Genomic DNA, 22,355 nt, shown 5'->3' with positions numbered 1-22,355 from the left:
AATTATTAAAAAACTGAAATAGATAAAAGAAAGCAGAAGATGCCTACAATTCAACAATTAGTAAGAAAAGGACGTACCACCCTTACGGAGAAAAGCAAATCGCCCGCTTTGGACTCATGTCCGCAACGTCGTGGTGTTTGTGTGAGAGTGTATACCACTACTCCGAAGAAGCCGAATTCAGCAATGAGAAAGGTAGCTCGTGTACGTTTGACTAACTCGAAGGAAGTGAATGCATACATTCCGGGAGAAGGACACAACCTGCAGGAGCACTCTATCGTGCTGGTGCGTGGAGGACGTGTAAAGGACCTTCCAGGTGTGCGTTATCACATTGTGCGTGGTACTTTGGATACTGCCGGGGTAAACGGCCGTACCCAGAGACGATCTAAGTACGGGGCTAAACGTCCTAAACCGGGTGCTAAACCAGCTGTAGCGGGTAAGAAGAAATAATTAAAAAATGTCGAATCGCTGTTGAATTTTTGGGATACGCTATTTTATGAAGGGTTGAGTAAATAAATTCGGAGGAATTTATTGAAGACTTTACAAAGGCAACCAAACAACACATAATTTTTTAAGCAATGAGAAAAACTAAACCTAAGAAAAGACAGGTTCTTCCTGATCCTGTTTATGGTGATGTAAGGGTGACAAAGTTTGTTAACCACCTTATGTATGACGGTAAGAAAAGTATCTCCTACGATATATTCTATACCGCATTGGAGAATGTAAAGGCTAAATTGCCGAATGAAGAAAAACCGGCTCTCGAGATATGGAAAGCCGCTCTCGATAATATAACCCCCCAAGTGGAAGTAAAGTCCCGCCGTGTGGGCGGAGCTACATTCCAGGTTCCTACTGAAATCAGACCGGAAAGAAAAGAATCCGTTTCAATGAAGAACCTCATTCTTTATGCTCGCAAAAGAGGAGGAAAGACGATGGCTGATAAGTTGGCTGCCGAAATTGTAGATGCTTACAACAGTCAGGGTGGTGCTTACAAACGTAAAGAAGATATGCACAGAATGGCAGAGGCGAACCGTGCTTTTGCCCATTTCAGATTTTAATTTAGATAGAAGGTAAAAAAGATGGCTAAGGGTTCAAAAGAAGCATTACAATTCACTCGTAACATTGGTATCATGGCTCACATCGATGCCGGCAAGACTACCACCTCCGAGCGTATCCTGTTTTATACAGGACTGACGCACAAGATCGGGGAGGTACATGACGGTGCTGCGACCATGGACTGGATGGAACAGGAGCAGGAGCGTGGTATCACCATTACTTCCGCTGCTACCACCACGAGTTGGAAATATGATGACAAAACATATAAAATCAATCTGATTGACACCCCGGGACACGTTGACTTCACCGTAGAGGTAGAACGTTCGTTGCGTGTACTGGACGGAGCGGTTGCTGCGTTTTGCGCCGTAGGTGGCGTGGAGCCACAGTCGGAGACTGTATGGCGTCAGGCAGACAAATATAAGGTGCCCCGTGTAGGTTACGTCAACAAGATGGACCGTTCGGGTGCTAATTTCTTTGACGTGGTACGTCAGGTAAAAGAGATGTTGGGCGCTACGGCATGTCCCATCCAGATACCTATCGGAGCGGAAGAGACTTTCAAGGGAGTGATCGACCTGGTTACTATGAAAGCGCTCTACTGGCACGATGAAACTATGGGAGCCGACTACGATGTAGTGGATATCCCTGCCGATTTGCTGGATGAAGCCAACGAGTGGCGTGAGAAGATGCTTGAAATCGTGGCAGAGTGTGACGACCAGTTGATGGAGAAATACTTCGACGATCCTTCCACTATTACTGAAGATGAGATCAGGGTAGCTATCAGAAAAGGTACGCTGGCAATGCAGATCAATCCTATGATTTGCGGATCATCCTTCAAGAACAAAGGGGTACAGACATTGCTCGACGCTGTTTGTGCTTACCTGCCCAGCCCGATCGATACAGAGGCTATTACCGGTACAGATCCGAGAGATCCGGACAAAGAACTGGTACGTCATCCCGATCCGTCGGAACCAATGTGTGCTTTGGCTTTTAAGATCGCAACCGACCCCTATGTAGGCCGTCTTTGTTTCTTCCGTGTTTATTCGGGAGAACTCGATGCCGGTTCATACGTATATAACACCCGTTCCAATAAGAAAGAGCGTATTTCGCGTCTCTTCCAGATGCACTCCAACAAACAGAATCCGAAAGATTTTATCGGAACCGGAGATATCGGTGCAGGTGTAGGTTTCAAAGATATCCGCACGGGAGATACCCTTTGCGACGAAAATCATCCCATTATCCTGGAAGCGATCGATTTCCCGGATCCGGTGATCGGTATCGCGGTAGAACCCAAAACGCAAAAGGATTTGGATAAACTCTCCAACGGGCTGGCTAAGCTGGCGGAAGAAGATCCTACCTTTACTGTTAAAACCGATGAAGATACGGGACAAACTGTGATCTCAGGTATGGGTGAACTTCACCTGGAGATCATTATCGACCGTTTGAAACGTGAGTTCAAGGTAGAAGCCAACCAGGGTCGTCCGCAGGTATCTTACAAAGAAGCTATTACCAAGCCGGTTGAATTGCGTGAAACCTATAAGAAACAGACCGGTGGTCGTGGTAAGTATGCCGATATGATCGTGCGTGTTGAACCGGCCGATAAGGATTTTGAAGGCGAATTACAGTTTGTGGATGAAGTGAAGGGTGGTAACATTCCGAAAGAATATATCCCCTCTATTCAAAAAGGGTTCCAGCGTGCAATGAAAAACGGTGTCCTTGCCGGTTACGCGTTGGATAAACTGAAAGTGACGGTGATCGACGGTTCGTATCACCCGGTAGACTCCGATCAGCTCTCGTTCGAGATCTGTGCTATGCAGGCTTTCAAATCTGCAGCTGAAAAAGCAGGTCCGGTATTGCTCGAGCCGATCATGAAAGTAGAGGTGGTAACCCCCGAAGAAAGCATGGGAGATGTGATCTCCGACCTGAACAAGCGTCGCGGACAAGTGGAAGGAATGGAATCGAACCGTTCCGGAGCACGTGTGGTGAAAGCCAAAACGCCGCTCTCTGAAATGTTCGGTTACGTAACCTCTTTGCGTACCATCACCTCGGGACGCGCCACATCCACTATGTCGTTCTCGCACTTTGAAGAGGTCTCTTCTTCCATTGCAAGACAGGTATTGACGGAAGTGAAAGGCCGTGTAGATTTGATCAAGTAATAAACATTTTACGCAACATATTTTATGAGCCAAAAAATCAGAATTAAACTGAAATCTTACGATTACAGCCTGGTGGATAAATCCGCCGAGAAGATCGTAAAAACCGTAAAAGCTACGGGTGCAGTGGTAAGTGGTCCAATTCCATTGCCTACGCACAAGCGTATTTTTACCGTGAACCGCTCCACGTTCGTCAACAAGAAGTCGCGCGAGCAGTTCGAACTGGCCTCTTTCAAGAGACTCATCGATATTTACAGCTCTACGGCCAAAACCGTAGACGCCCTGATGAAGCTTGAATTGCCCAGTGGTGTGGAAGTAGAGATCAAAGTTTGAGAAATTAAATAAAAACAAGAACCAAGATACAAGAACCAAGAGCCAAGACAAAAGAACCAGGATGTAAATCTTGAATCTGTCTTGAATCTTGCATCTTGGCTCTTGGATCTAAAAAAAGAGAGAAATGCCAGGATTATTAGGAAGAAAAATCGGAATGACATCCGTTTTCAGTGCCGAGGGGAAAAATATCCCATGCACTGTTATCGAAGCAGGTCCTTGCGTGGTGACTCAGGTGAAGACCGTTGAAAAAGACGGTTATGATGCTATTCAGCTCGGGTTTGAAGACAAGAAAGACAAGCATACCCCCAACGCTGAGAAAGGGCATTTTAAGAAAGCCGGAGTAAGCCCCAAGAGACACTTGGCCGAGTTCAAAGGTTTTGGAAACGAGTACAAAGCCGGATCTGAGATCAAAGTAGATCTTTTCAATGATACCGTCTATGTAGACGTGATTGGAAAATCGAAAGGTAAAGGATTCCAGGGAGTAGTGAAACGCCACGGTTTCGGTGGTGTAGGTCAGTCGACTCACGGTCAGCACAACAGGTTGCGTGCCCCCGGGTCAATCGGAGCATGTTCTTATCCCGCGAAAGTATTCAAGGGAACCCGTATGGCCGGACAGATGGGTAACGAACGGGTAACTGTTCAGAACCTGCAGGTAATCAAAGTAATTCCCGAACACAATCTTTTGCTTATAAAAGGTTCTATTCCGGGAAGTAAAGGTTCAATCGTAGCAATAGAGAAATAAAATGGAATTAAGCGTATATAATATCAAAGGAGAGGTAACAGACAAGAAGGTGACACTCGACGATTCCATTTTCGGGATTGAACCCAATGATCATGTTATCTGGTTGGATGTAAAGCAATACATGGCCAACCGGCGTCAGGGTACGCATAAGTCGAAAGAGAGAAGCGAAATCGCGGGAAGTACACGCAAGCTGATCCGTCAGAAAGGTAGTGGTGGTGCACGTCGCGGTGATATCAAATCGCCCGTACTGGTGGGTGGAGGCCGTGTATTTGGTCCCAAACCACGCGATTACAGCTTCAAGGTAAACAAAAAAGTGAAAGCGCTGGCACGTAAATCGGCCCTCTCACTGAAGGCGAAAAACAACGCCATTGTGGTGGTGGAAGATTTCGCTTTTGATACCCCTAAGACCAAGCAGTTTGTGGAGTTGACAAAAAATCTGCAACTCGCTGATAAAAAGCTACTTTTCGTTTTGCCGAATCAAAATAAAAACGTATATTTGTCGGCTCGAAATTTGAGCGGTATCAATGTGGTAACAGCTTCAGACATAAATACATACAAAATTATGGATTGCGCCAGTCTGGTGATGATGGAATCATCGGTCGCTGTAATTGATAACCTGTTTAAAGCATAAGGAGAATAGAAATGAGTGTAATAGTAAAACCCATATTCACAGAGAAACAAACCGCATTAACGGATAAATTCGAAAACCGTTACGGTTTTATTGTGGAGCCTTCTGCTAATAAGGTTGAAATTAAAAATGCCGTTGAAGCGCTTTATAATGTACATGTGGAAAGCGTGAATACGATGAAGTATGATGGTAAGCTGAGAAGCCGGTATACAAAATCAGGTGTTGTTCAGGGACGTACCTCTTCATACAAAAAAGCAATCGTCACCTTGAAGAAAGGTGAAATAATCGATTTATTCAGCAATATCTAAAAGTAATGGCAATACGTAAATTAAAGCCCACAACACCGGGGCAAAGACACAAGATTATCGGTTCATTTGAAAAGATCACTGCAAGTGTACCGGAGAAATCTCTTGTGGTTGGTAAGAGAGCGTCGGGCGGCCGCAATAACCAGGGTAAGATGACCGTTGGGTATATTGGTGGCGGACACAAAAGACGTTTCAGGGTTATCGATTTCAAGAGAACAAAAGATGGTATCCCGGCCGTAGTAAAAAGCATAGAGTACGATCCCAACCGTTCGGCACGCATCGCGTTGCTGTATTATGCCGACGGAGTGAAAACGTATATCCTCGCGCCCAACGGCCTTGAAGTAGGAACCTCAGTGATGTCGGGGCCGTCAGCGGCTCCTGAAGTTGGAAATGCACTACCCTTGTCGGTTATTCCCATCGGTACGGTAATTCATAACATTGAATTGCGTCCGGGACAGGGGGCAAAGATGGCACGCTCCGCCGGAACATTTGCACAATTGGTATCTCGTGAAGAGAATTATGCCATTATTAAAATGCCTTCCGGTGAAGTTCGCAAAATTTTGTCGGCATGTAAAGCTACTATTGGAAGTGTTGGTAATTCGGACCATGCTCTGGAACAATCAGGTAAAGCCGGTCGTTCTCGTTGGCTCGGACGTCGTCCCCGCACCCGTGGTGTGGTGAAAAACCCGGTCGATCACCCGATGGGTGGTGGCGAAGGTCGCGCGTCGGGAGGCCATCCCAGATCAGCCAAAGGCTTATATTCAAAGGGCTTGAAAACAAGAGCGCCTAAAAAACATTCTTCGAAATACATCGTAGAGAGAAGAAAAAAGAAGTAATCTGATTAATTAATAAACAACTATGAGCAGATCATTAAAGAAGGGTCCGTATATCAATCTGAAATTAGAGAAAAAAGTGAACGCCATGAATGAGAGCGGCAAGAAAACCGTAATCAAGACCTGGGCGCGCGCTTCGATGATATCACCTGATTTTGTGGGACACACCATTGCCGTACACAACGGGAACAAATTCATTCCTGTATATATCACGGAAAATATGGTGGGACATAAGCTTGGCGAATTTGCCGTAACCCGCACATTCCGCGGCCATGCAGGCAACCGCAAGAAATAAGATCAGGGCGCTTAACGAAATAAAAAACAGAAAAAGAGATGAGTGCTAGAAAAAGAATATCAGCCGAACAAAGAAAACAAGAGCGTAAAGAGGTTTCTTTCGCGGTGTTGAAAAACGTTCCGAGTTCGCCCCGTAAAATGCGTTATGTAGCAGATATGGTGCGCGGTATGGAAGTGTTTAAAGCATTGGGCGTTTTGAAATTCTCCAACAAAGAGGCATCGGGCAAGGTTGAGAAACTGTTGCTTTCGGCCATTGCTAACTGGGAACAGAAGAACGAACGTAAAGCCGAAACCGGCGAACTTTATATTAAGACCATATCCGTGGATGAAGGCGCTACGCTGAAGAGGCTTCGTCCTGCACCGCAGGGACGCGGATACAGGATTCGCAAACGCTCCAATCACGTGACGATTGTGGTAGATACATTGAACAAAGAAGAACAAGAACAAAACTAATAAGATGGGACAAAAAGTAAATCCGATAGCAAATCGTTTAGGGATCATCAAAGGATGGGACTCTAACTGGTACGGCGGAAATAATTATGGCGACATTTTGCTGGAAGACAGCAAAATTCGCAAATATTTGAATGCCCGTCTTGCCAAAGCAAGTGTATCCCGCATCGTGATTGAGAGAACATTGAAACTCGTGACGATCACAATTTGTACGGCCCGCCCCGGTATCATTATCGGTAAAGGTGGCCAGGAAGTCGACAAATTGAAGGAAGAATTGATGAAGATCACCGATAAAGATATCCAGATCAATATATTTGAGATCAAGAAACCTGAACTCGACGCCGTAATCGTTGCCAATAACGTAGCACGCCAGATAGAAGGTAAGATCGCTTATCGCCGTGCCGTGAAGATGGCCATCGCTTCCACCATGCGTATGGGAGCTGAAGGAATCAAAATTCAGGTATCCGGCCGTTTGAACGGTGCTGAAATGGCGCGTTCGGAAATGTATAAAGAGGGTAGAACCCCATTGCATACTTTCCGTGCCGACATCGATTATGCACAGGCAGAAGCGCTCACCAAAGTGGGGCTAATCGGTATCAAGGTATGGATTTGCCGTGGTGAAGTGTATGGCAAGAAAGATCTTGCACCTTCATTCGCTACTTCCAAGGAAAACCGCCCCAATAGCGGCGGTAACCGTGGTGGCAACCGTCCCGAAGGAGGCGGTAGAGGCGGCAGACGCAGAAGAAATAAAAACAATGCTTAATTGAAGAAAATATGTTACAGCCAAAGAAAACAAAATTCAGAAGACAGCAGAAAGGCCGCATGAAAGGCAATGCCGGACGGGGCAACCAGCTGGCGTTTGGCTCTTTCGGGATAAAATCACTGCAATCTAAATGGATTACCGGACGCCAGATTGAAGCTGCGCGTATCGCTGTGACGCGTTATATGCAGCGTCAGGGACAGGTTTGGGTACGTATTTTCCCCGATAAGCCTATCACCAAGAAGCCTGCCGAAGTACGTATGGGTAAAGGTAAAGGTAATCCTGAAGGATATGTGGCACCTGTTACTCCCGGAAGAATTCTCTTTGAAATAGAAGGTGTTCCTTTCGAAGTGGCAAAGGAGGCTTTGCGTTTAGCGGCTCAGAAATTGCCGGTTACCACCAAATTTGTGGTGAGAAGAGATTATAATTATGAGCAAAAATCGTAAGGTGAGATGAAGAAACAAGAAGAATTAAAAGAACTATCTGATAAAGATCTGAAAGAAAGATTGGATGCTGAAGTGATCGCGCTCACACAGTTGCGTATCAACCACACCATTACTCCTCTCGACAATTCAGGCTCATTAAAGGAAAAGCGCAGAAACATTGCCCGTATCCATACGGAGTTGCGTGCAAGAGAGTTGAAAAATGATCAATAAATGACAGAATGGAAACGAGAAATTTAAGGAAAGAAAGAATCGGGGTCGTTTTCAGTAATAAGATGGATAAAACCGTCACTGTTGCTGTAAAATGGAAAGAGAAACACCCTATATATGGGAAGTTCGTTAATAAAACGAAGAAATTTCACGCCCATGATGAGAAGAACGACTGTAACATCGGTGATACGGTCCGTATAATGGAAACACGTCCTTTGAGCAAGACAAAGAGATGGAGAGTGGTTGAAGTAATGGAAAGGGCTAAGTAAGATGATACAACAAGAATCAAGATTAACAGTAACCGACAACAGCGGAGCCAAAGAAGCGCTCTGTATCCGTGTTCTGGGTGGTACCGGAAGGCGTTATGCATCGGTAGGGGATGTGATTGTTGTAGCTATCAAGAGCACAATCCCTTCGAGTGATATTAAGAAAGGCGCTGTATCAAAAGCGATCATCGTTCGTACGAAGAAAGAGATCCGTCGTGCCGACGGTTCATACATCCGCTTCGACGACAATGCCTGCGTTCTTTTGAACAATGCCGGTGAGTTGAGGGCAAGCCGTATTTTCGGGCCTGTTGCCCGTGAGTTGCGCGCTACGAACATGAAGATCGTTTCCTTGGCTCCCGAAGTATTATAATCTATTAATCAATCACAGGCAATGAGTAAATTACATATAAAGAAAGGCGATACGGTTTACGTCAATTCCGGCGAAGACAAAGGAAAGACCGGCCGCGTGCTTGAGGTTCTGGTAAATAAGAACCGCGCCGTGGTGGAAGGAGTAAACCTGGTATCAAAACATACCAAACCCAACGCCCAGAATCCGAACGGAGGGATTGAGAAGAAAGAGGCATCCGTGCACATCTCAAACCTGAATCCGGTAGATCCTAAAACCGGTAAACCTACCCGCGTTGGACGGAAAGAAGACAGTAAAGGCAAATTGGTTCGTTACGCTAAAAAATCTGGGGAGGAGATTAAATGAGTACTACAACATACGAAGTAAGCTTAAAAAAGGATTATAAAGAGCGTATTGTTCCTGCGCTGGTGAAAGAATTCAACTACACCACCGTGATGCAGGCTCCCAGACTGGAGAAGATCGTAATCAATCAGGGATTGGGTATCGCTGTGGCCGACAAGAAGATCATCGAAACGGCTATCAACGAACTGACTACCATTACCGGCCAGAAGGCGGTAGCTACAGTGTCACGCAAGGATATCTCGAACTTCAAACTGCGTAAAAAAATGCCTATCGGCGTACGCGTAACGCTGCGTCACGATAAGATGTACGAATTCCTCGAAAGACTGGTGCGTGTGGCATTGCCCCGTATCCGTGACTTCAAAGGGATCGACGCTAAACTCGACGGAAGAGGTAATTATACGTTGGGTATCCAGGAGCAGATCATCTTCCCGGAAATCAACATCGACAATATTACCCGTTTACTGGGGATGAATATTACATTCGTTACCACTGCTGCTACCGACGAAGAGGGATATGCCCTTCTGAGAGAATTCGGATTACCGTTTAAAAATGCACAAAAATCGCAATAAGCTAAATGAGCATAGGGCAAGTTTACTTGAATGTTTTCGATAAGCGAGCACAGAGGCAAAACAAGTTTTGACTATGTCGAGTGCAGAAAACAACTAAATTTACTTGAACTATGCCATAGCGAGCGATTGACTAAATGAAATTGAAAAAAATCAGTAGATAATGGCAAAAGAATCAATGAAAGCCCGCGAGGTGAAGAGAGCCAAAATGGTTGCCCGTTATGCCGAAAAAAGAGAGAAATATCTGGCAGAAGGTAATTACGAAGCGCTTCAATCCATACCTAAGAATGCCTCACCGGTACGTTTGCACAACCGCTGCAAGCTCACTGGACGCCCTAAAGGATATATGCGCCAGTTTGGCATCTCACGTATCCAGTTCCGCGAAATGGCATCCAAAGGATTGATACCAGGGGTAAAGAAAGCAAGCTGGTAAGATTAATGTGATGATTTGATAATTTGATGATGTGCTGATTTATAATTTATCAATTGTACATTTTCAATTTTCAATTATCCATTTTCAATTGAATAAATATTGTCCCGGTAGTCGGGATCAATTTAAATTTTTTATATATGACAGATCCAATAGCAGATTATTTGACGCGGCTAAGAAATGCCATCATGGCAAAGCATAGAGTGGTGGAAATACCCGCATCAAATTTAAAGAAAGATATCACTAAGATACTTTTCGAAAAAGGGTATATACTGAACTATAAGTTCGTAGAGGACGGTCCCCAGGGCAGCATTATGATTGCCTTGAAATACGATCCGGTAAACAAAGTGAATGCAATCAAGAAACTGGAACGCGTTTCTACTCCCGGTTTGCGCAAATACGTGGGATACAAGGATATGCCTCGTGTGCTCAACGGTTTGGGTATTGCCATACTGTCTACTTCAAATGGAGTAATGACCGATAAAGAAGCCCGCGAACAGAAAGTGGGCGGAGAAGTTTTATGTTTCGTTTATTAATTTGAAGGAGAGAGAGTATGTCAAGAATAGGAAAATTACCCATCACATTGCCTGCAGGAGTTGCAGTGACAGTGGGAGAAGATAATGTGATTACGCTGAAAGGCCCGAAAGGGGAACTGAGCCAGCATGTGAGCGGCGATATGAAGATCGGAGTGAATGATGGCGTGCTTACCATTGAACGGCCCAACGATGAAAAAGAAAGCCGTTCGTTGCACGGTCTCTACCGCTCTTTATTGAATAACATGGTGATTGGTGTTTCGGAAGGTTTCCGTAAGGAACTGGAACTTGTGGGTGTTGGTTATCGTGTATCCAACAACGGTCAGGTACTGGAGTTATCATTAGGATATACACACAGTATCTTCATGCAACTCCCTGACGAGGTGAAGGTGGAAACCAAAATGGAAAGGAACAAGAATCCGCTTATTATACTTGAGTCCTGTGATAAGCAATTACTGGGACAGGTTTGTGCCAAGATCCGTTCATTCCGGAAACCGGAGCCTTACAAAGGAAAAGGTGTTCGTTTTGTGGGTGAACAGGTACGTCGCAAATCAGGTAAGACGGCATCTAAATAACATGTAAACTGAATTCACTATGTTGACAAAGAACGAAAGAAGATTAAAGATAAAGACCCGTGTACGGGGTAAAGTACACGGTACTCCCGAGAGACCCCGCCTCTCAGTATTCAGAAGCAATAAACAGATTTATGCCCAGGTGATCGACGATACCACCGGTAAAACATTGGCATCGGCATCTTCTCTGAAACTGGAAGAGAAACTTCCCAAGAAAGAGATCGCAGCCAAAGTGGGTGAACTGATTGCTCAGAATGCGCGGGAAGCCGGAGTAGAACAGGTGACATTCGACAGGAACGGTTACCTCTATCACGGACGTATTAAAGAATTGGCAGATGCAGCCCGTAAAGGCGGACTTAAATTTTAACGATCATGGCAGGAGTAATAAATAAAGTAAAATCGACCAACGATATTGAACTGAAAGACCGTTTAGTGGCGATCAACCGTACCACCAAAGTAACAAAGGGTGGACGTACGTTCACATTTGCCGCGATGGTAGTTGTCGGAAATGAAGACGGCATCATTGGCTGGGGTCTCGGAAAAGCAGGTGAAGTAACTACGGCTATCGCCAAAGGTGTGGAAGCTGCCAAGAAAAACCTGATCAAGGTTCCGGTATATAAAGGAACTATACCACATGAGCAGATTGCACGTTACGGAGGTGCAGAAGTCTTCCTGAAACCGGCTGTTACCGGTACCGGAGTAAAGGCAGGAGGTGCTATGCGTGCCGTGCTTGAGAGTGTAGGTATCACCGACGTGTTGGCTAAATCGAAAGGATCATCCAATCCGCACAACCTCGTGAAAGCGACTATCGCTGCATTGACCGAGTTGAGAGATCCTATTACGGTGGCCCAGAACAGGGGTGTGAGTTTGGAAAAAGTGTTTAACGGATAAAAATGATCTGAAATGGCTACAATAAAAATTAAACAGACAAAGAGCAGAATCGGAGCTCCTGAAGATCAGAAAAAAACGTTGGACGCTCTGGGACTTACCAAAATGCAACGTGTAGTGGAGCATGAAGATACTCCTTCTATCAGAGGACTTGTACGCAAAGTACAGCACCTGGTTACTGTAATTGACAATTGACAATTGAGAATTGACAATTGAGAATCCCGATAAATCGGGACAAGTAACGCCTGTGAGTTATAATGGTCTTGGATCTTGGTTCTTGACTCTCGGTTCTTGACGAATGACTCTTGGCAATTAGTGTATAACAAACAAAAAAAGACAATATACAATGGATTTATCGAATTTAAAACCGGCTGAAGGTGCTACCAAAACCCGCAAACGGATTGGCCGCGGCTCCGGATCGGGAAAAGGAGGAACTTCTACCAAAGGACATAAAGGGCAGAAATCAAGATCGGGTTATTCAAAGAAAGTCGGTTTCGAAGGGGGACAGATGCCTTTACAGCGTCGCTTACCCAAATTCGGATTCAAACCCCTGAAAAGAGTTGAATACAAAGCCATCAATCTGGAGACATTGCAGGAACTGGCTGAGGCTAAAAAACTCACCCAGATCAATCCTGAAGTGTTGATGGAAGCCGGGCTTATTTCCCGTAAACATTCAGTGAAGATTCTCGGCAGAGGCACTTTGTCAGCCAAACTGGAAGTATCGGCACACGCCTTTTCCAAAACAGCCGAGGAAGCTATTACTACCGCAGGTGGAACCGCAGTAAAACTCTAATGAAATGGGATTCGTACAAACAATAAAGAATATATGGAAGATAGAAGACCTTAGAAAAAGGCTTATTATCACCATAGGTTTCGTTGCTATTTACCGGTTCGGCTCGTTTGTCGTGTTGCCCGGAATCAACCCGGAACAACTTGTGGCGTTGCAGGCGAATGCCAGCACCGGACTGTTGAGCCTTCTCGACATGTTCTCCGGAGGAGCCTTTGCCAACGCATCGATCTTCGCACTGGGAATTATGCCCTATATTTCTGCATCCATTGTGATGCAGTTGCTGGGTATTGCCGTCCCCGCGTTCCAGAAGATGCAGCGTGAAGGAGAGAGCGGACGTACTAAAATAAACCAGTACACCCGTTATCTTACGGTGTTGATCCTGCTTGTACAGGGACCGGCTTATCTCTATGGAGCCGTGGGTAGCGCCATTCCCGGTGGTTTCTGGGATTGGGTATTGCCTTCTACGGTAATCCTTGCCGGTGGTAGCATGTTTGTGCTGTGGCTTGGAGAGCGCATCACCGATAAAGGTGTAGGAAACGGTATATCGTTTATCATTCTTATCGGTATCATCGCCCGTTTGCCTCACTCGTTAGTGGCGGAATACGACCGGTTGATCGATGCCCCCGGAGGATTGATCCTGCTCTTACTGGAATTGTTGTTCCTCGTAGCTGTTACTGCGGCCGCAATTATGCTTGTACAGGGTGTCAGGAAAGTACCCGTACAGTATGCAAAACGTGTGGTGGGCAACAGACAGTACGGAGGTGTGAGACAGTACATCCCGTTGAAGGTAAATGCAGCAAACGTAATGCCTATCATCTTTGCCCAGGCGATCATGTTCATCCCTATCACCATCGCGCAGTTCTCTGCACGTGAAGGAGGCGGATTCTGGGCTTCATTGATGGATTTCACCAGTTTCTGGTATAACTTCATTTTTGCTATGCTGATCATCGCTTTCACTTATTTCTATACGGCAATTACAGTGAATCCGGTACAGATGGCGGAAGACCTGAAACGTAACAATGGCTTTATACCGGGAGTAAAACCGGGAAAAAGAACGGCTGAGTATATCGATACTATCATGTCGAGAATTACATTACCCGGATCGTTTTTCCTGGCTATAGTTGCTATTTTACCTGCTTTTGCCGGGTTAATGGGAATCAACTCCCAGTTTGCCCAGTTCTTTGGAGGTACATCGCTGCTGATCCTCGTAGGTGTGGTCCTCGATACCTTACAACAGATCGAAAGTCACCTGTTGATGCGTCATTATGATGGTTTCCTGAAATCGGGAGCCAAGATTAAAGGCCGGACAGGATCAATAGCTGCTTACTAAGAACCAAGGATTACCTGAATAGATGAATAGCAAAGTGATTATATTGAAGACTGACGAAGAGATCGAATTTATGCGTGAAGCGAACCGGCTGGTGGGCATGACTCTCGGAGAGTTATCGAAGCATATCAGGCCGGGGATCACCACGCTGGAACTCGACCGCATCGGGGAGGAATTCATCAGAGATCATGGCGCTGTCCCAACCTTTCTGGGTTATGGAGGTTTTCCCAATTCACTCTGTACTTCCGTAAATGAAAACGTGGTACACGGAATTCCTAATAACAAGCCGTTGCAGGAGGGAGATATCATATCGATCGATTGCGGCACTAAATTGCGCGGCTTTTGTGGCGATTCGGCCTACACCTTTTGTGTGGGCGAGGTGAGCGAAGAGGTGAAATCACTTCTCCGTATCACAAAAGAATCGCTCTACAAAGGTATTGAGCAGGCAAAGGAAGGAAACAGAATCGGAGATATCAGTTCGGCTATCCAGACCTATTGCGAAAAACACAGTTATTCCGTGGTACGCGAATTGGTAGGGCATGGGATCGGTAGAGAGATGCATGAAGCGCCGGAAGTACCTAACTACGGACGACGTGGAATCGGCCCGCTCATCAGGAACGGGATGTGTATTGCTATCGAACCGATGATCAATATGGGTGGTAAGAAAGTGGTTTTTGAAAATGACGGATGGACGGTACGTACTAAAGACCGTAAGCCCTCGGCTCATTTCGAACATACTATTGCTATCCGTAACGGTAAAGCCGATATCTTATCGACATTTGAATTTATTCAGGAAAATAATTAAAACGGAGTATTTGATTCATGGCTAAACAAGCAGCAATAGAACAGGACGGAACAATTATCGAAGCATTATCAAATGCGATGTTCCGTGTAGAACTGGAAAACGGACATGAAATAACCGCCCATATCTCCGGCAAGATGCGGATGCACTACATACGCATACTACCCGGTGACAGGGTGAGAGTGGAAATGTCTCCTTACGATCTTTCGAAAGGAAGAATCTCGTTCAGGTATAAGTAAGTAGGAAGGTGGAAAAGTGGGAAGGTCTCAGATGACACGACCAAAAGATACGTATTGTAGTGAAAAATACGTAATTTCGCCTTTGAAACCTGAAACAGTGTGAAAAAAGAATAAAAATATAGATAATTTTCTGATCTTTGTAGTCGCGATTTGGCATAGGAGCCCTCGGGAACCGGAAAGATCTGAAAGATAAACAGATTTAATCGTATGAAGGTAAGAGCATCATTAAAAAAACGTACGGCCGACTGCAAGATAGTAAGAAGAAAAGGTCGTTTGTATATTATCAACAAGAAGAATCCCAAGTTCAAGCAACGTCAGGGATAAAAAGGTAATAATCAAAATAACTATAAAGTAATATATGGCAATAAGAATTGTAGGTGTCGATCTGCCGCAAAATAAAAGGGGTGAAGTAGCGCTCACATATATCTACGGCATTGGCCGCAGCGCAGCTAACACCATTCTGACAAAAGCAGAAGTTGACAAGAACATCAAAGTGAAAGACTGGACTGATGATCAGGCAGCCCGTATCCGTGAGATTATTTCTACTGAATTCAAAGTGGAGGGAGATCTTCGTTCCGAAGTACAGCTGAATATCAAACGACTGATGGATATTGGTTGCTATCGCGGTATTCGCCACCGTATCGGTTTACCCGTACGCGGACAAAGTACCAAGAATAATGCCCGTACACGTAAAGGAAGAAAGAAAACCGTTGCTAACAAGAAAAAAGCTACTAAATAACAGATAGGTAACATGGCAAAAAGAACAGTTGCAGCAAAGAAAAGAAATGTGAAAGTAAGCGCGGTCGGACAAGCGCATATCTCATCATCATTCAACAATATCATTGTTTCATTGACCAATGAAAACGGTGAGGTGATCAGTTGGTCATCTGCCGGAAAAATGGGTTTCAGAAGCTCTAAAAAGAATACTCCCTATGCGGCTCAGATGGTTGCACAAGATTGCTCCAAGGTAGCATACGACCTGGGGTTGCGCAAAGTGAAAGCCTATGTGAAAGGTCCGGGTAACGGACGTGAATCGGCCATCAGAACCATTCATGGCGCAGGCATTGAGGTGACTGAGATCGTGGATGTGACTCCGCTTCCGCATAACGGATGCCGTCCGCCGAAAGCAAGAAAAGTATAATCAACTATTTCGTTAAGCCAAATGAGCAGAAAACAAGCTTGCTTGTATTATGCCATGGCGAGAAATAGTGCAACGTGTTGAAAAATAATTTAAGTTTCATTTATCTTGGAACTTGAGCTGTGATTTGATTACACCACAACTTCTCTGTAATCGCGGCTGCACAGTTTAGGCTTCAGTTTTTAAAAGTTTAATTTGTAAAATGGCTAGATATACCGGTCCAAAATCAAAAATCGCCCGTAAATTCGGCGAACCCATTTTCGGCCCCGATAAAGTTCTCTCCAAGAAGAACTACCCCCCGGGACAGCATGGAAATTCACGCAGGAGAAAAACGTCTGAATATGGTATCCAGTTGCGGGAGAAACAACGTGCAAAATATACATATGGCGTACTGGAAAAACAGTTCCGCCTTACATTCGAGAAGGCAGTACGTAGCCGGGGTGTTACCGGTGAGGTATTGTTGCAGTTATTAGAATCGCGCTTAGATAATATCGTGTACCGTCTGGGTATTTCTCCTACGAGAGCAGGAGCCCGCCAGTTGGTATCACACCGTCATATTGTAGTAAACGGGAAGATCGTAAATATTCCCTCTTATACAGTGAAACCCGGTGACGTAGTAGGTGTAAGGGAAAAATCGAAATCGCTGTTGATCGTGGCCAATGCACTGGCTGGATTCAATCACAGTAAATATCCCTGGCTGGAATGGGACAAAGGTACAATGAGCGGTAAAGTACTGCACGTACCTGAAAGAGCCGACATTCCGGAAAACATCAAAGAACAACTCATCGTAGAATTATATTCTAAACAATAATTTCATGGCAATATTAGCATTCCAAAAACCCGATAAGGTAATCATGTTACAGGAGGACGCGTTCTCCGGTAAATTTGAATTCCGTCCGCTGGAACCGGGATACGGCATCACCATAGGCAACGCCTTGCGTCGTATTCTGCTTTCTTCGCTGGAAGGATTCGCTATTACATCGGTGAAAATTGAGGGCGTGGATCATGAATTTGCGACCATTCCCGGCGTGATAGAAGATGTAACAGGTATTATCCTTAATCTCAAGAAAGTAAGGTTCAAAAGGATAGTGGAAGAGTTTGAGACGGAAAAAGTAAGCATCGCTATTTCGGGAACGGAAGTGTTTAAGGCCGGAGATATTGGTAAACTGCTGACCGGTTTCGAAGTACTGAATCCCGAACTGGAGATTTGCCACATGAACAAAAAAGCAGATCTGCGTCTCGAATTGACTATCAATAAAGGACGTGGTTATGTGCCTGCCGACGAAAACCGTGAATTGATCGCGTCGGACGATGTGCAGACCCTGGTGATCGACTCTATTTACACTCCGATCCGTAACGTAAGTTTTGAAGTGGAAGATTACCGTATCGAACAGAAAACGGACTACGAGAAACTCACCATTGAGATTAAGACCGATGGATCCATCCAACCGAAAGAGGCGTTGAAAGAAGCGGCCAAGATATTGATCCAGCACTTTGTCCTGTTCTCCGACGAAAACAAGATCATGCTGGAAACATCCGATGCCGAAAGCATTGAGGAATTCGATGAAGAAGTACTCCATATGCGCCAGCTCCTGAAACGTAAATTGTCTGACCTCAACCTGTCGGTAAGGGCGCTCAACTGCCTGAAAGCTGCCGACGTTGAAACTCTTGGACAACTGGTTTCACACAACAAAAACGACCTGCTTAAGTTCCGTAACTTCGGAAAGAAATCGCTGACCGAGCTTGAAGAATTGCTCAGCAGCCTGAAGCTTACGTTCGGCATGGATATATCGAAGTACAAATTAGATAAAGACTAAAAACTGCAATGAGACATAATAAGAAAAATAATCATTTGGGACGTAAAACTGCGCATCGTTCGGCCATGTTATCCAATATGGCCAGTTCGCTCATCATGCACAAGCGCATCTTTACTACGGTTCCCAAAGCCAAAGAATTGAGAAAATACGTAGAACCCCTCATTACTAAAAGTAAAGAGGATACTACCCATTCACGCCGCGAAGTTTTCAGCAAGCTGCAAAATAAAGTTGCCGTCACGGAATTGTTCCAGACAGTATCGCAGAAAGTGGGAGACCGCCCCGGAGGATATACCCGTATCATTAAGACCGGATTCCGTTTGGGTGATAACGCTTCCATGTGCTTCATCGAACTGGTTGACTTCAACGAAAACATGTTGAGCGACGGCAAAGCCAAGAAAACAAGAACCCGCCGTTCACGCAGAAAAGCTTCCGACGATGCTGTGGCTACCGATGCTCCCAAGGCTAAAACTTCTGCACCCAAAACCAAAGAGGTGAAGGAAGCTGAAGAGAGCGTGAAGGAAGAAGCCCCTGCTTCGGAAATTGTTGTTGAGGAAACCGCGAACACCGATGTGATTCCTGAAGTGGAAGCAAAGACCGATAAAGAAAAGGCTGCTGCCAAACAAGAAGTAGAGGAAGAAAAGATAGCGGCAAGTGTAGAGGCTAAGTTACAAGAACAAAATCCTGACACAGGAAAAAAAGTTCCTCTTCCGAGAGATAATGCGTAATTGTCATTCCGGATAAAGGACGTAATAAAGGAAACGCTGTGGGTACATCGTCATGAAGACGGAGGCCTAAAAAACTCAGTCGATAATGTATTTACAGCGAAGCTGTGATTTTTAAAATGTTAAACATTAAAGAAAAGCGCCGCAAGTGATTTGTAGCGCTTTTTTGCTTTTTACCTTCAATCTGTCAACTTTTCGCACTACCAACTGTTTATTATTCGAAACTATGGTGAAACTCCCTGAAATGGGCAGCCGTCGTGGTAAATCATATTGAAAAATTCAAATAAGGACGTTGCAATCAAAGTAACGGAAGAAGGAGGTAATATGCAAAAGATTGTTGTAATAGGTTGCGGATTTGGCGGATTACAATTCGTGAATCATTTGAAAAAGGGACTGTTCGATATCATTGTGATCGATAAGATCAACCATCATCAGTTCCCTCCGCTATTCTATCAGGTGGCTGCCTCGCAGATAGAACCTTCTACCGTTTCGTTTCCTATCAGAAAAATATTCCAAAAGAGAAGGGATGTCCGCATCCGTTTGGCACATGTCTATTCCGTGCATGGTGAAGAGAAGTATGTAGAGACCTCTGTCGGCCGGTTCCCATATGATTATTTAGTGATCGCTACCGGTACACGTACCAATTTTTACGGGAATGAGCAGGTTGAAAAAAATTCACTTGTGCTGAAATCGACCTATCAGGCGATCAATGTGCGGAATGCCATCCTGTATAATTTCGAAAAGCTGTTATATGCTGAAAAAAAAGATGGATTATACAATATAGTCATCGTGGGAGGAGGTGCCACCGGTGTGGAACTGGCAGGCGCTTTTGCTGAGATGACCCGGGAAATACTTCCGAAGGACTATCCCAATATCGACTCCTCCAAGGTACAGGTTTATCTGCTGGAAGGCAGTCCGCATACGCTTTCCAACATGAGTAGTTTTGCACAAAAATATTCGGAAGAGTATCTCCGGTCGATGGGAGTGATCGTAAAAACCGGTACCATTGTAAAGAATTACGATGGGGAGAAAGTTACCCTTAATAACGGAGAGGTTATCCCGACCAGTAACGTGATCTGGTCGGCCGGTGTGACGGGGAACGTGATAGAAGGAATCCCCGGCGATTCGGTATTGCCGAACGGCAGGATCAGGGTTGACCGGATCAACAGGGTAGAGGGGTTACACGATGTGTTTGCCATAGGAGACGTGGCATATATGGAGACCGAAAAATATCCCAAAGGGCACCCGCAGCTGGCCAATGTGGCGATCGGACAGGGGAAGAACCTGGCAAAGAACCTTCAGAAGATTGTAGAAGGAAAAACCGACCTGAAACCCTATGAATACCGTAACCTTGGTACGATGGCGACTGTCGGGAGAAACAAGGCGGTGGTAGACCTTCCGTTCGTGAAATTCAAAGGGCGATTTGCCTGGCTGGTCTGGATGTTCCTGCATCTGATGCTTATCCTGAGTGTCCGTAACAAGCTGGTCGTCTTTATCAACTGGGCATGGAATTACGTCACCAAAAACAATTCACTGCGCCTGATACTGAAAGATAGTGATTGAAGTGTATCCGTATGGGATTTTTGAATTATGAATGATCAATGTGACTAACCACCCGCTTATCTCTATCGTAATCCCTGTCTATAACGGGGAAAAAACTTTAGTGGAAACGCTCAAAAGCGTGTTAAATCAAATGTATTCCCACTTTGAAATTATCATAGTGGACAATGGTTCTGACCAACCTGTTGAAACACTCATCCAATCGTTTTTGGAAGATAAACGTATTCGGGTATTGAGGACAAACGGTAAGAAATTTATTCCTTATTTCCGGAAGGAAAGATACGGTACAAGGAATGTATTAATTATCAATTGTATATATCGATTTGTGATTCACAGAACCATATCAGGGAGTGGATTGATAAATTGAGGTATGTTTTCTATATACTGAGAACCAAAACAAAATTTTAATCGGATGGAATGCACAGGGACTGGCCGGTATTGTTACTGAAGATATTTCGCTTCTCTAAAGGTTTTTTCTCTCAATAAAAGGACAATGAGCGAAAATATTTGATATAAAGCGAAAGAGACACATGAAGTATTGTTGAAAATTAGAGTTTTAGATATTTAGATTGTTATTTAGAAGTATTATAAATTACAATGTGTGTGTAAGGAAATTGGAAAATGCATTGTAAATGCAAAAAAATAAAGGGTATATTTGGGGTGTGCTTAATTACACCTTATGGGAGAGAACAGTGGACATGATCAAAAACTACTTCAAAGATTTGCAAACCATTTAGTCTTAACGGTATTTCTCAAATTTACTCCATAAGACAGAAAAGCAAAAGTAGTTAGGATTGTCAAATATATAGCTTAATACTTGTGATAACAAATGCATTCTTGCAATGTAATAAAACACTAACAGCATAATTAACGGAAAGGTACTTGTTTTAAACGAGAAGGTAATAGTGACAAAAATTCAAGTTACCGGTTTTATCGGATAATAGAGAATTTAGAGTTCGGATACGAGAACAATAGAGAGAAAATAAATGTCAACAAAAATGGAAGGAACGTATTCTACGATAAATTTGATTTGATTAGCTATCACAATATGAGATTATTAAAAAAATGGTTAATTCAAAAAATCTAAAATGAAAACAATTAGCAAATTAAAATTGAACCAACTCAGTAAAGTAGAGTTGGAAAAAAGAGAGATGAATGCTCTCAAAGGAGGAACGGATGCTGATCCAACATGTAATTGTAATTGTTCCGGATCAGGTACGCAGTCTGCGACCATTGGTGCAAATTCTAATTATGGATATCAGTATTCATATGGAGGTGATGGTTCGTATACCGGATATGTTGAATGTACATGCGTTACAGGATTTAATATGCAAAGTGTTAGAGGTGGGTTTTAAGTTACCTCTCTTCTAAAAGTAAGACAAGAAAGGTTGTTAGGTATAGATAACCTTTCTTATCTTGACACTGTCCAAAATTTTGTGTAAATAAGAAACGGAGGGTTTGGCTGTATTCTACAGCAGAACCCGATTTTCAAAGATAGCTAAAAATTGGTTCAAAACCAATCCCCAGTTATGAATGGGCTGTGAGCAGAGTCAAGCAGCAAGTGCAATTTACATTAATTGTTTGTAAAACTCAACTTTTGGTGTGCTGAAGCTTAATTTTTCTCTTGGTCGATTGTTCAATTTATGCTGTATTTGCTTTAATCTCCCCGGGGGATAGTCCTTGAATGATGCCCCCTTGGGGATGTATTGCCGGATGAGTTTATTAGCATTTTCAATCGCTCCTTTTTGCCACGATGAATAGGGGTCTGTAAAATATACGGGGACTCCCAGTCTTTTAG

General features: G+C 44.3%; 36 protein-coding genes and 1 pseudogene. 36 read left to right on the top strand and 1 reads right to left on the bottom strand.

From position 1 onward, the window contains the following. Positions 1-39 precede the first annotated feature (39 nt). The 36 genes and pseudogenes from rpsL to F597_RS0118845 all read left to right on the top strand — a co-directional run bounded on the left by rpsL (position 40) and on the right by F597_RS0118845 (position 21,912). A complete protein-coding gene (rpsL, locus tag F597_RS0119025) occupies positions 40-447 on the top strand; it encodes a 30S ribosomal protein S12 (RefSeq protein ID WP_019541344.1) in 408 nt (135 codons plus the stop codon). Positions 448-575: 128 nt separating this feature from the next. Continuing rightward, a complete protein-coding gene (rpsG, locus tag F597_RS0119020) occupies positions 576-1,052 on the top strand; it encodes a 30S ribosomal protein S7 (RefSeq protein ID WP_019541343.1) in 477 nt (158 codons plus the stop codon). A gap of 21 nt (positions 1,053-1,073) precedes the next feature. Beyond that, entirely contained in the window at positions 1,074-3,203 is a 2,130-nt protein-coding gene (gene fusA, locus F597_RS0119015) for an elongation factor G (RefSeq protein ID WP_019541342.1), read from the top strand. Positions 3,204-3,227: 24 nt separating this feature from the next. Further along, positions 3,228-3,533 carry a 30S ribosomal protein S10 gene (gene rpsJ, locus F597_RS0119010; RefSeq protein WP_019541341.1) on the top strand — a complete coding sequence of 102 codons (306 nt, stop codon included), beginning with the start codon at positions 3,228-3,230 and terminating at the stop codon, positions 3,531-3,533. A 124-nt stretch (positions 3,534-3,657) separates the two neighbouring features. Further along, positions 3,658-4,275: a 50S ribosomal protein L3 gene (gene rplC / locus F597_RS0119005; RefSeq protein ID WP_019541340.1), complete on the top strand. Its 618-nt coding sequence runs from the start codon at positions 3,658-3,660 to the stop codon at positions 4,273-4,275. 1 nt (position 4,276) lies between these two features. Then, positions 4,277-4,906, top strand: a complete 630-nt coding sequence (rplD, locus tag F597_RS0119000; protein ID WP_019541339.1) for a 50S ribosomal protein L4 — start codon at positions 4,277-4,279, stop codon at positions 4,904-4,906. A gap of 11 nt (positions 4,907-4,917) precedes the next feature. Further along, entirely contained in the window at positions 4,918-5,211 is a 294-nt protein-coding gene (rplW, locus tag F597_RS0118995) for a 50S ribosomal protein L23 (protein ID WP_019541338.1), read from the top strand. A gap of 5 nt (positions 5,212-5,216) precedes the next feature. Continuing rightward, positions 5,217-6,044: a 50S ribosomal protein L2 gene (gene rplB, locus F597_RS0118990; RefSeq protein ID WP_019541337.1), complete on the top strand. Its 828-nt coding sequence runs from the start codon at positions 5,217-5,219 to the stop codon at positions 6,042-6,044. A gap of 22 nt (positions 6,045-6,066) precedes the next feature. Continuing rightward, the gene (gene rpsS / locus F597_RS0118985) at positions 6,067-6,336 is read left to right on the top strand and encodes a 30S ribosomal protein S19 (protein WP_019541336.1); all 270 of its coding nucleotides are present in this window, start codon (positions 6,067-6,069) and stop codon (positions 6,334-6,336) included. 38 nt (positions 6,337-6,374) lie between these two features. Beyond that, positions 6,375-6,788 (top strand): 50S ribosomal protein L22, encoded by a 414-nt coding sequence (rplV, locus tag F597_RS0118980; RefSeq protein WP_019541335.1) that lies wholly within the window; start codon positions 6,375-6,377, stop codon positions 6,786-6,788. Between the two features lie 4 nt (positions 6,789-6,792). Then, complete coding sequence (rpsC, locus tag F597_RS0118975; RefSeq protein WP_019541334.1) at positions 6,793-7,548, top strand: 30S ribosomal protein S3; 756 nt, start codon at positions 6,793-6,795, stop codon at positions 7,546-7,548. Positions 7,549-7,559: 11 nt separating this feature from the next. Beyond that, complete coding sequence (gene rplP / locus F597_RS0118970; RefSeq protein WP_019541333.1) at positions 7,560-7,991, top strand: 50S ribosomal protein L16; 432 nt, start codon at positions 7,560-7,562, stop codon at positions 7,989-7,991. A 6-nt stretch (positions 7,992-7,997) separates the two neighbouring features. Continuing rightward, entirely contained in the window at positions 7,998-8,201 is a 204-nt protein-coding gene (rpmC, locus tag F597_RS0118965) for a 50S ribosomal protein L29 (protein WP_019541332.1), read from the top strand. Between the two features lie 8 nt (positions 8,202-8,209). Continuing rightward, on the top strand, positions 8,210-8,467 hold the full coding sequence (gene rpsQ / locus F597_RS0118960) for a 30S ribosomal protein S17 (protein WP_019541331.1): 258 nt from the start codon (positions 8,210-8,212) through the stop codon (positions 8,465-8,467). A 1-nt stretch (position 8,468) separates the two neighbouring features. Further along, the gene (gene rplN, locus F597_RS0118955) at positions 8,469-8,834 is read left to right on the top strand and encodes a 50S ribosomal protein L14 (protein WP_019541330.1); all 366 of its coding nucleotides are present in this window, start codon (positions 8,469-8,471) and stop codon (positions 8,832-8,834) included. A gap of 21 nt (positions 8,835-8,855) precedes the next feature. Next, a complete protein-coding gene (rplX, locus tag F597_RS0118950; protein ID WP_019541329.1) occupies positions 8,856-9,176 on the top strand; it encodes a 50S ribosomal protein L24 in 321 nt (106 codons plus the stop codon). Further along, the gene (rplE, locus tag F597_RS0118945) at positions 9,173-9,742 is read left to right on the top strand and encodes a 50S ribosomal protein L5 (RefSeq protein WP_019541328.1); all 570 of its coding nucleotides are present in this window, start codon (positions 9,173-9,175) and stop codon (positions 9,740-9,742) included. The genes rplX and rplE overlap by 4 nt, the downstream gene beginning before the upstream one ends. Positions 9,743-9,902: 160 nt before the next feature. Beyond that, the gene (gene rpsN, locus F597_RS0118940; RefSeq protein ID WP_019541327.1) at positions 9,903-10,172 is read left to right on the top strand and encodes a 30S ribosomal protein S14; all 270 of its coding nucleotides are present in this window, start codon (positions 9,903-9,905) and stop codon (positions 10,170-10,172) included. 137 nt (positions 10,173-10,309) lie between these two features. Beyond that, the gene (gene rpsH, locus F597_RS0118935; RefSeq protein WP_026327665.1) at positions 10,310-10,705 is read left to right on the top strand and encodes a 30S ribosomal protein S8; all 396 of its coding nucleotides are present in this window, start codon (positions 10,310-10,312) and stop codon (positions 10,703-10,705) included. A gap of 17 nt (positions 10,706-10,722) precedes the next feature. Continuing rightward, a complete protein-coding gene (gene rplF, locus F597_RS0118930) occupies positions 10,723-11,277 on the top strand; it encodes a 50S ribosomal protein L6 (protein WP_026327664.1) in 555 nt (184 codons plus the stop codon). Between the two features lie 19 nt (positions 11,278-11,296). Next, positions 11,297-11,641, top strand: coding sequence for a 50S ribosomal protein L18 (rplR, locus tag F597_RS0118925; protein WP_019541324.1), 345 nt, complete (start codon positions 11,297-11,299; stop codon positions 11,639-11,641). Positions 11,642-11,646: 5 nt separating this feature from the next. Continuing rightward, entirely contained in the window at positions 11,647-12,165 is a 519-nt protein-coding gene (gene rpsE / locus F597_RS0118920; protein ID WP_019541323.1) for a 30S ribosomal protein S5, read from the top strand. 12 nt (positions 12,166-12,177) lie between these two features. Beyond that, positions 12,178-12,357, top strand: coding sequence for a 50S ribosomal protein L30 (gene rpmD / locus F597_RS0118915; protein ID WP_019541322.1), 180 nt, complete (start codon positions 12,178-12,180; stop codon positions 12,355-12,357). A gap of 151 nt (positions 12,358-12,508) precedes the next feature. After that, positions 12,509-12,955, top strand: coding sequence for a 50S ribosomal protein L15 (gene rplO, locus F597_RS0118910; RefSeq protein WP_019541321.1), 447 nt, complete (start codon positions 12,509-12,511; stop codon positions 12,953-12,955). Between the two features lie 4 nt (positions 12,956-12,959). Beyond that, positions 12,960-14,282, top strand: coding sequence for a preprotein translocase subunit SecY (secY, locus tag F597_RS0118905; RefSeq protein ID WP_019541320.1), 1,323 nt, complete (start codon positions 12,960-12,962; stop codon positions 14,280-14,282). A gap of 34 nt (positions 14,283-14,316) precedes the next feature. Beyond that, positions 14,317-15,084 (top strand): type I methionyl aminopeptidase, encoded by a 768-nt coding sequence (gene map, locus F597_RS0118900; RefSeq protein WP_026327663.1) that lies wholly within the window; start codon positions 14,317-14,319, stop codon positions 15,082-15,084. A 17-nt stretch (positions 15,085-15,101) separates the two neighbouring features. Next, positions 15,102-15,320, top strand: coding sequence for a translation initiation factor IF-1 (infA, locus tag F597_RS0118895; RefSeq protein WP_019541318.1), 219 nt, complete (start codon positions 15,102-15,104; stop codon positions 15,318-15,320). Between the two features lie 207 nt (positions 15,321-15,527). Beyond that, positions 15,528-15,644 carry a type B 50S ribosomal protein L36 gene (gene ykgO / locus F597_RS22155; protein ID WP_076929107.1) on the top strand — a complete coding sequence of 39 codons (117 nt, stop codon included), beginning with the start codon at positions 15,528-15,530 and terminating at the stop codon, positions 15,642-15,644. A gap of 34 nt (positions 15,645-15,678) precedes the next feature. After that, positions 15,679-16,059 (top strand): 30S ribosomal protein S13, encoded by a 381-nt coding sequence (rpsM, locus tag F597_RS0118890; RefSeq protein ID WP_019541317.1) that lies wholly within the window; start codon positions 15,679-15,681, stop codon positions 16,057-16,059. A gap of 12 nt (positions 16,060-16,071) precedes the next feature. After that, complete coding sequence (gene rpsK / locus F597_RS0118885; protein ID WP_019541316.1) at positions 16,072-16,461, top strand: 30S ribosomal protein S11; 390 nt, start codon at positions 16,072-16,074, stop codon at positions 16,459-16,461. 199 nt (positions 16,462-16,660) lie between these two features. Beyond that, a complete protein-coding gene (gene rpsD / locus F597_RS0118880; protein ID WP_019541315.1) occupies positions 16,661-17,269 on the top strand; it encodes a 30S ribosomal protein S4 in 609 nt (202 codons plus the stop codon). Between the two features lie 4 nt (positions 17,270-17,273). Continuing rightward, a complete protein-coding gene (locus F597_RS0118875; RefSeq protein ID WP_019541314.1) occupies positions 17,274-18,275 on the top strand; it encodes a DNA-directed RNA polymerase subunit alpha in 1,002 nt (333 codons plus the stop codon). Positions 18,276-18,283: 8 nt separating this feature from the next. Continuing rightward, positions 18,284-18,766, top strand: a pseudogene (gene rplQ / locus F597_RS22940) (50S ribosomal protein L17); the annotation flags it as partial. 555 nt (positions 18,767-19,321) lie between these two features. Continuing rightward, positions 19,322-20,560, top strand: a complete 1,239-nt coding sequence (locus F597_RS0118860) for an NAD(P)/FAD-dependent oxidoreductase (RefSeq protein WP_052319843.1) — start codon at positions 19,322-19,324, stop codon at positions 20,558-20,560. 31 nt (positions 20,561-20,591) lie between these two features. Next, positions 20,592-20,924, top strand: a complete 333-nt coding sequence (locus F597_RS23180; protein ID WP_019541311.1) for a glycosyltransferase family 2 protein — start codon at positions 20,592-20,594, stop codon at positions 20,922-20,924. Between the two features lie 721 nt (positions 20,925-21,645). Beyond that, positions 21,646-21,912 (top strand): TIGR04149 family rSAM-modified RiPP, encoded by a 267-nt coding sequence (locus F597_RS0118845; RefSeq protein WP_081624421.1) that lies wholly within the window; start codon positions 21,646-21,648, stop codon positions 21,910-21,912. A 213-nt stretch (positions 21,913-22,125) separates the two neighbouring features. Here the strand turns inward: F597_RS0118845 and F597_RS0118840 are convergent. Further along, positions 22,126-22,355: IS30 family transposase (locus F597_RS0118840; RefSeq protein ID WP_019541308.1), on the bottom strand; the 230-nt coding region annotated here is incomplete at its 5' end.

The organism is Proteiniphilum acetatigenes DSM 18083 (assembly GCF_000380985.1).
Lineage (GTDB): Bacteria > Bacteroidota > Bacteroidia > Bacteroidales > Dysgonomonadaceae > Proteiniphilum > Proteiniphilum acetatigenes.
Note: the sequence above shows the minus strand (reverse complement) of the source record. Positions and strands in the feature narration are given on the sequence as shown.

Bases quoted from the DNA above. Each gene is read 5' to 3' on its own strand.
- rplX (WP_019541329.1), top strand. From the start codon at position 8,856: ATGAGTAAATTACATATAAAGAAAGGCGATACGGTTTACGTCAATTCC.
- infA (WP_019541318.1), top strand. From the start codon at position 15,102: ATGGCTAAACAAGCAGCAATAGAACAGGACGGAACAATTATCGAAGCA.
- F597_RS0118875 (WP_019541314.1), top strand. From the start codon at position 17,274: ATGGCAATATTAGCATTCCAAAAACCCGATAAGGTAATCATGTTACAG.
- rpsL (WP_019541344.1), top strand. From the start codon at position 40: ATGCCTACAATTCAACAATTAGTAAGAAAAGGACGTACCACCCTTACG.
- secY (WP_019541320.1), top strand. From the start codon at position 12,960: ATGGGATTCGTACAAACAATAAAGAATATATGGAAGATAGAAGACCTT.
- rplC (WP_019541340.1), top strand. From the start codon at position 3,658: ATGCCAGGATTATTAGGAAGAAAAATCGGAATGACATCCGTTTTCAGT.
- rpsG (WP_019541343.1), top strand. From the start codon at position 576: ATGAGAAAAACTAAACCTAAGAAAAGACAGGTTCTTCCTGATCCTGTT.
- rpsC (WP_019541334.1), top strand. From the start codon at position 6,793: ATGGGACAAAAAGTAAATCCGATAGCAAATCGTTTAGGGATCATCAAA.
- rpmC (WP_019541332.1), top strand. From the start codon at position 7,998: ATGAAGAAACAAGAAGAATTAAAAGAACTATCTGATAAAGATCTGAAA.
- rpsE (WP_019541323.1), top strand. From the start codon at position 11,647: ATGGCAGGAGTAATAAATAAAGTAAAATCGACCAACGATATTGAACTG.
- F597_RS0118845 (WP_081624421.1), top strand. From the start codon at position 21,646: ATGAAAACAATTAGCAAATTAAAATTGAACCAACTCAGTAAAGTAGAG.
- rplE (WP_019541328.1), top strand. From the start codon at position 9,173: ATGAGTACTACAACATACGAAGTAAGCTTAAAAAAGGATTATAAAGAG.
- rpsJ (WP_019541341.1), top strand. From the start codon at position 3,228: ATGAGCCAAAAAATCAGAATTAAACTGAAATCTTACGATTACAGCCTG.
- fusA (WP_019541342.1), top strand. From the start codon at position 1,074: ATGGCTAAGGGTTCAAAAGAAGCATTACAATTCACTCGTAACATTGGT.
- rplO (WP_019541321.1), top strand. From the start codon at position 12,509: ATGGATTTATCGAATTTAAAACCGGCTGAAGGTGCTACCAAAACCCGC.
- rpsN (WP_019541327.1), top strand. From the start codon at position 9,903: ATGGCAAAAGAATCAATGAAAGCCCGCGAGGTGAAGAGAGCCAAAATG.
- rplD (WP_019541339.1), top strand. From the start codon at position 4,277: ATGGAATTAAGCGTATATAATATCAAAGGAGAGGTAACAGACAAGAAG.
- ykgO (WP_076929107.1), top strand. From the start codon at position 15,528: ATGAAGGTAAGAGCATCATTAAAAAAACGTACGGCCGACTGCAAGATA.
- F597_RS0118860 (WP_052319843.1), top strand. From the start codon at position 19,322: ATGCAAAAGATTGTTGTAATAGGTTGCGGATTTGGCGGATTACAATTC.
- rpmD (WP_019541322.1), top strand. From the start codon at position 12,178: ATGGCTACAATAAAAATTAAACAGACAAAGAGCAGAATCGGAGCTCCT.
- rpsS (WP_019541336.1), top strand. From the start codon at position 6,067: ATGAGCAGATCATTAAAGAAGGGTCCGTATATCAATCTGAAATTAGAG.
- rplW (WP_019541338.1), top strand. From the start codon at position 4,918: ATGAGTGTAATAGTAAAACCCATATTCACAGAGAAACAAACCGCATTA.
- rplR (WP_019541324.1), top strand. From the start codon at position 11,297: ATGTTGACAAAGAACGAAAGAAGATTAAAGATAAAGACCCGTGTACGG.
- rpsK (WP_019541316.1), top strand. From the start codon at position 16,072: ATGGCAAAAAGAACAGTTGCAGCAAAGAAAAGAAATGTGAAAGTAAGC.
- rplN (WP_019541330.1), top strand. From the start codon at position 8,469: ATGATACAACAAGAATCAAGATTAACAGTAACCGACAACAGCGGAGCC.
- rpsH (WP_026327665.1), top strand. From the start codon at position 10,310: ATGACAGATCCAATAGCAGATTATTTGACGCGGCTAAGAAATGCCATC.
- rplV (WP_019541335.1), top strand. From the start codon at position 6,375: ATGAGTGCTAGAAAAAGAATATCAGCCGAACAAAGAAAACAAGAGCGT.
- rplB (WP_019541337.1), top strand. From the start codon at position 5,217: ATGGCAATACGTAAATTAAAGCCCACAACACCGGGGCAAAGACACAAG.
- rplF (WP_026327664.1), top strand. From the start codon at position 10,723: ATGTCAAGAATAGGAAAATTACCCATCACATTGCCTGCAGGAGTTGCA.
- rplP (WP_019541333.1), top strand. From the start codon at position 7,560: ATGTTACAGCCAAAGAAAACAAAATTCAGAAGACAGCAGAAAGGCCGC.
- rpsQ (WP_019541331.1), top strand. From the start codon at position 8,210: ATGGAAACGAGAAATTTAAGGAAAGAAAGAATCGGGGTCGTTTTCAGT.
- rpsD (WP_019541315.1), top strand. From the start codon at position 16,661: ATGGCTAGATATACCGGTCCAAAATCAAAAATCGCCCGTAAATTCGGC.
- rpsM (WP_019541317.1), top strand. From the start codon at position 15,679: ATGGCAATAAGAATTGTAGGTGTCGATCTGCCGCAAAATAAAAGGGGT.
- F597_RS23180 (WP_019541311.1), top strand. From the start codon at position 20,592: ATGATCAATGTGACTAACCACCCGCTTATCTCTATCGTAATCCCTGTC.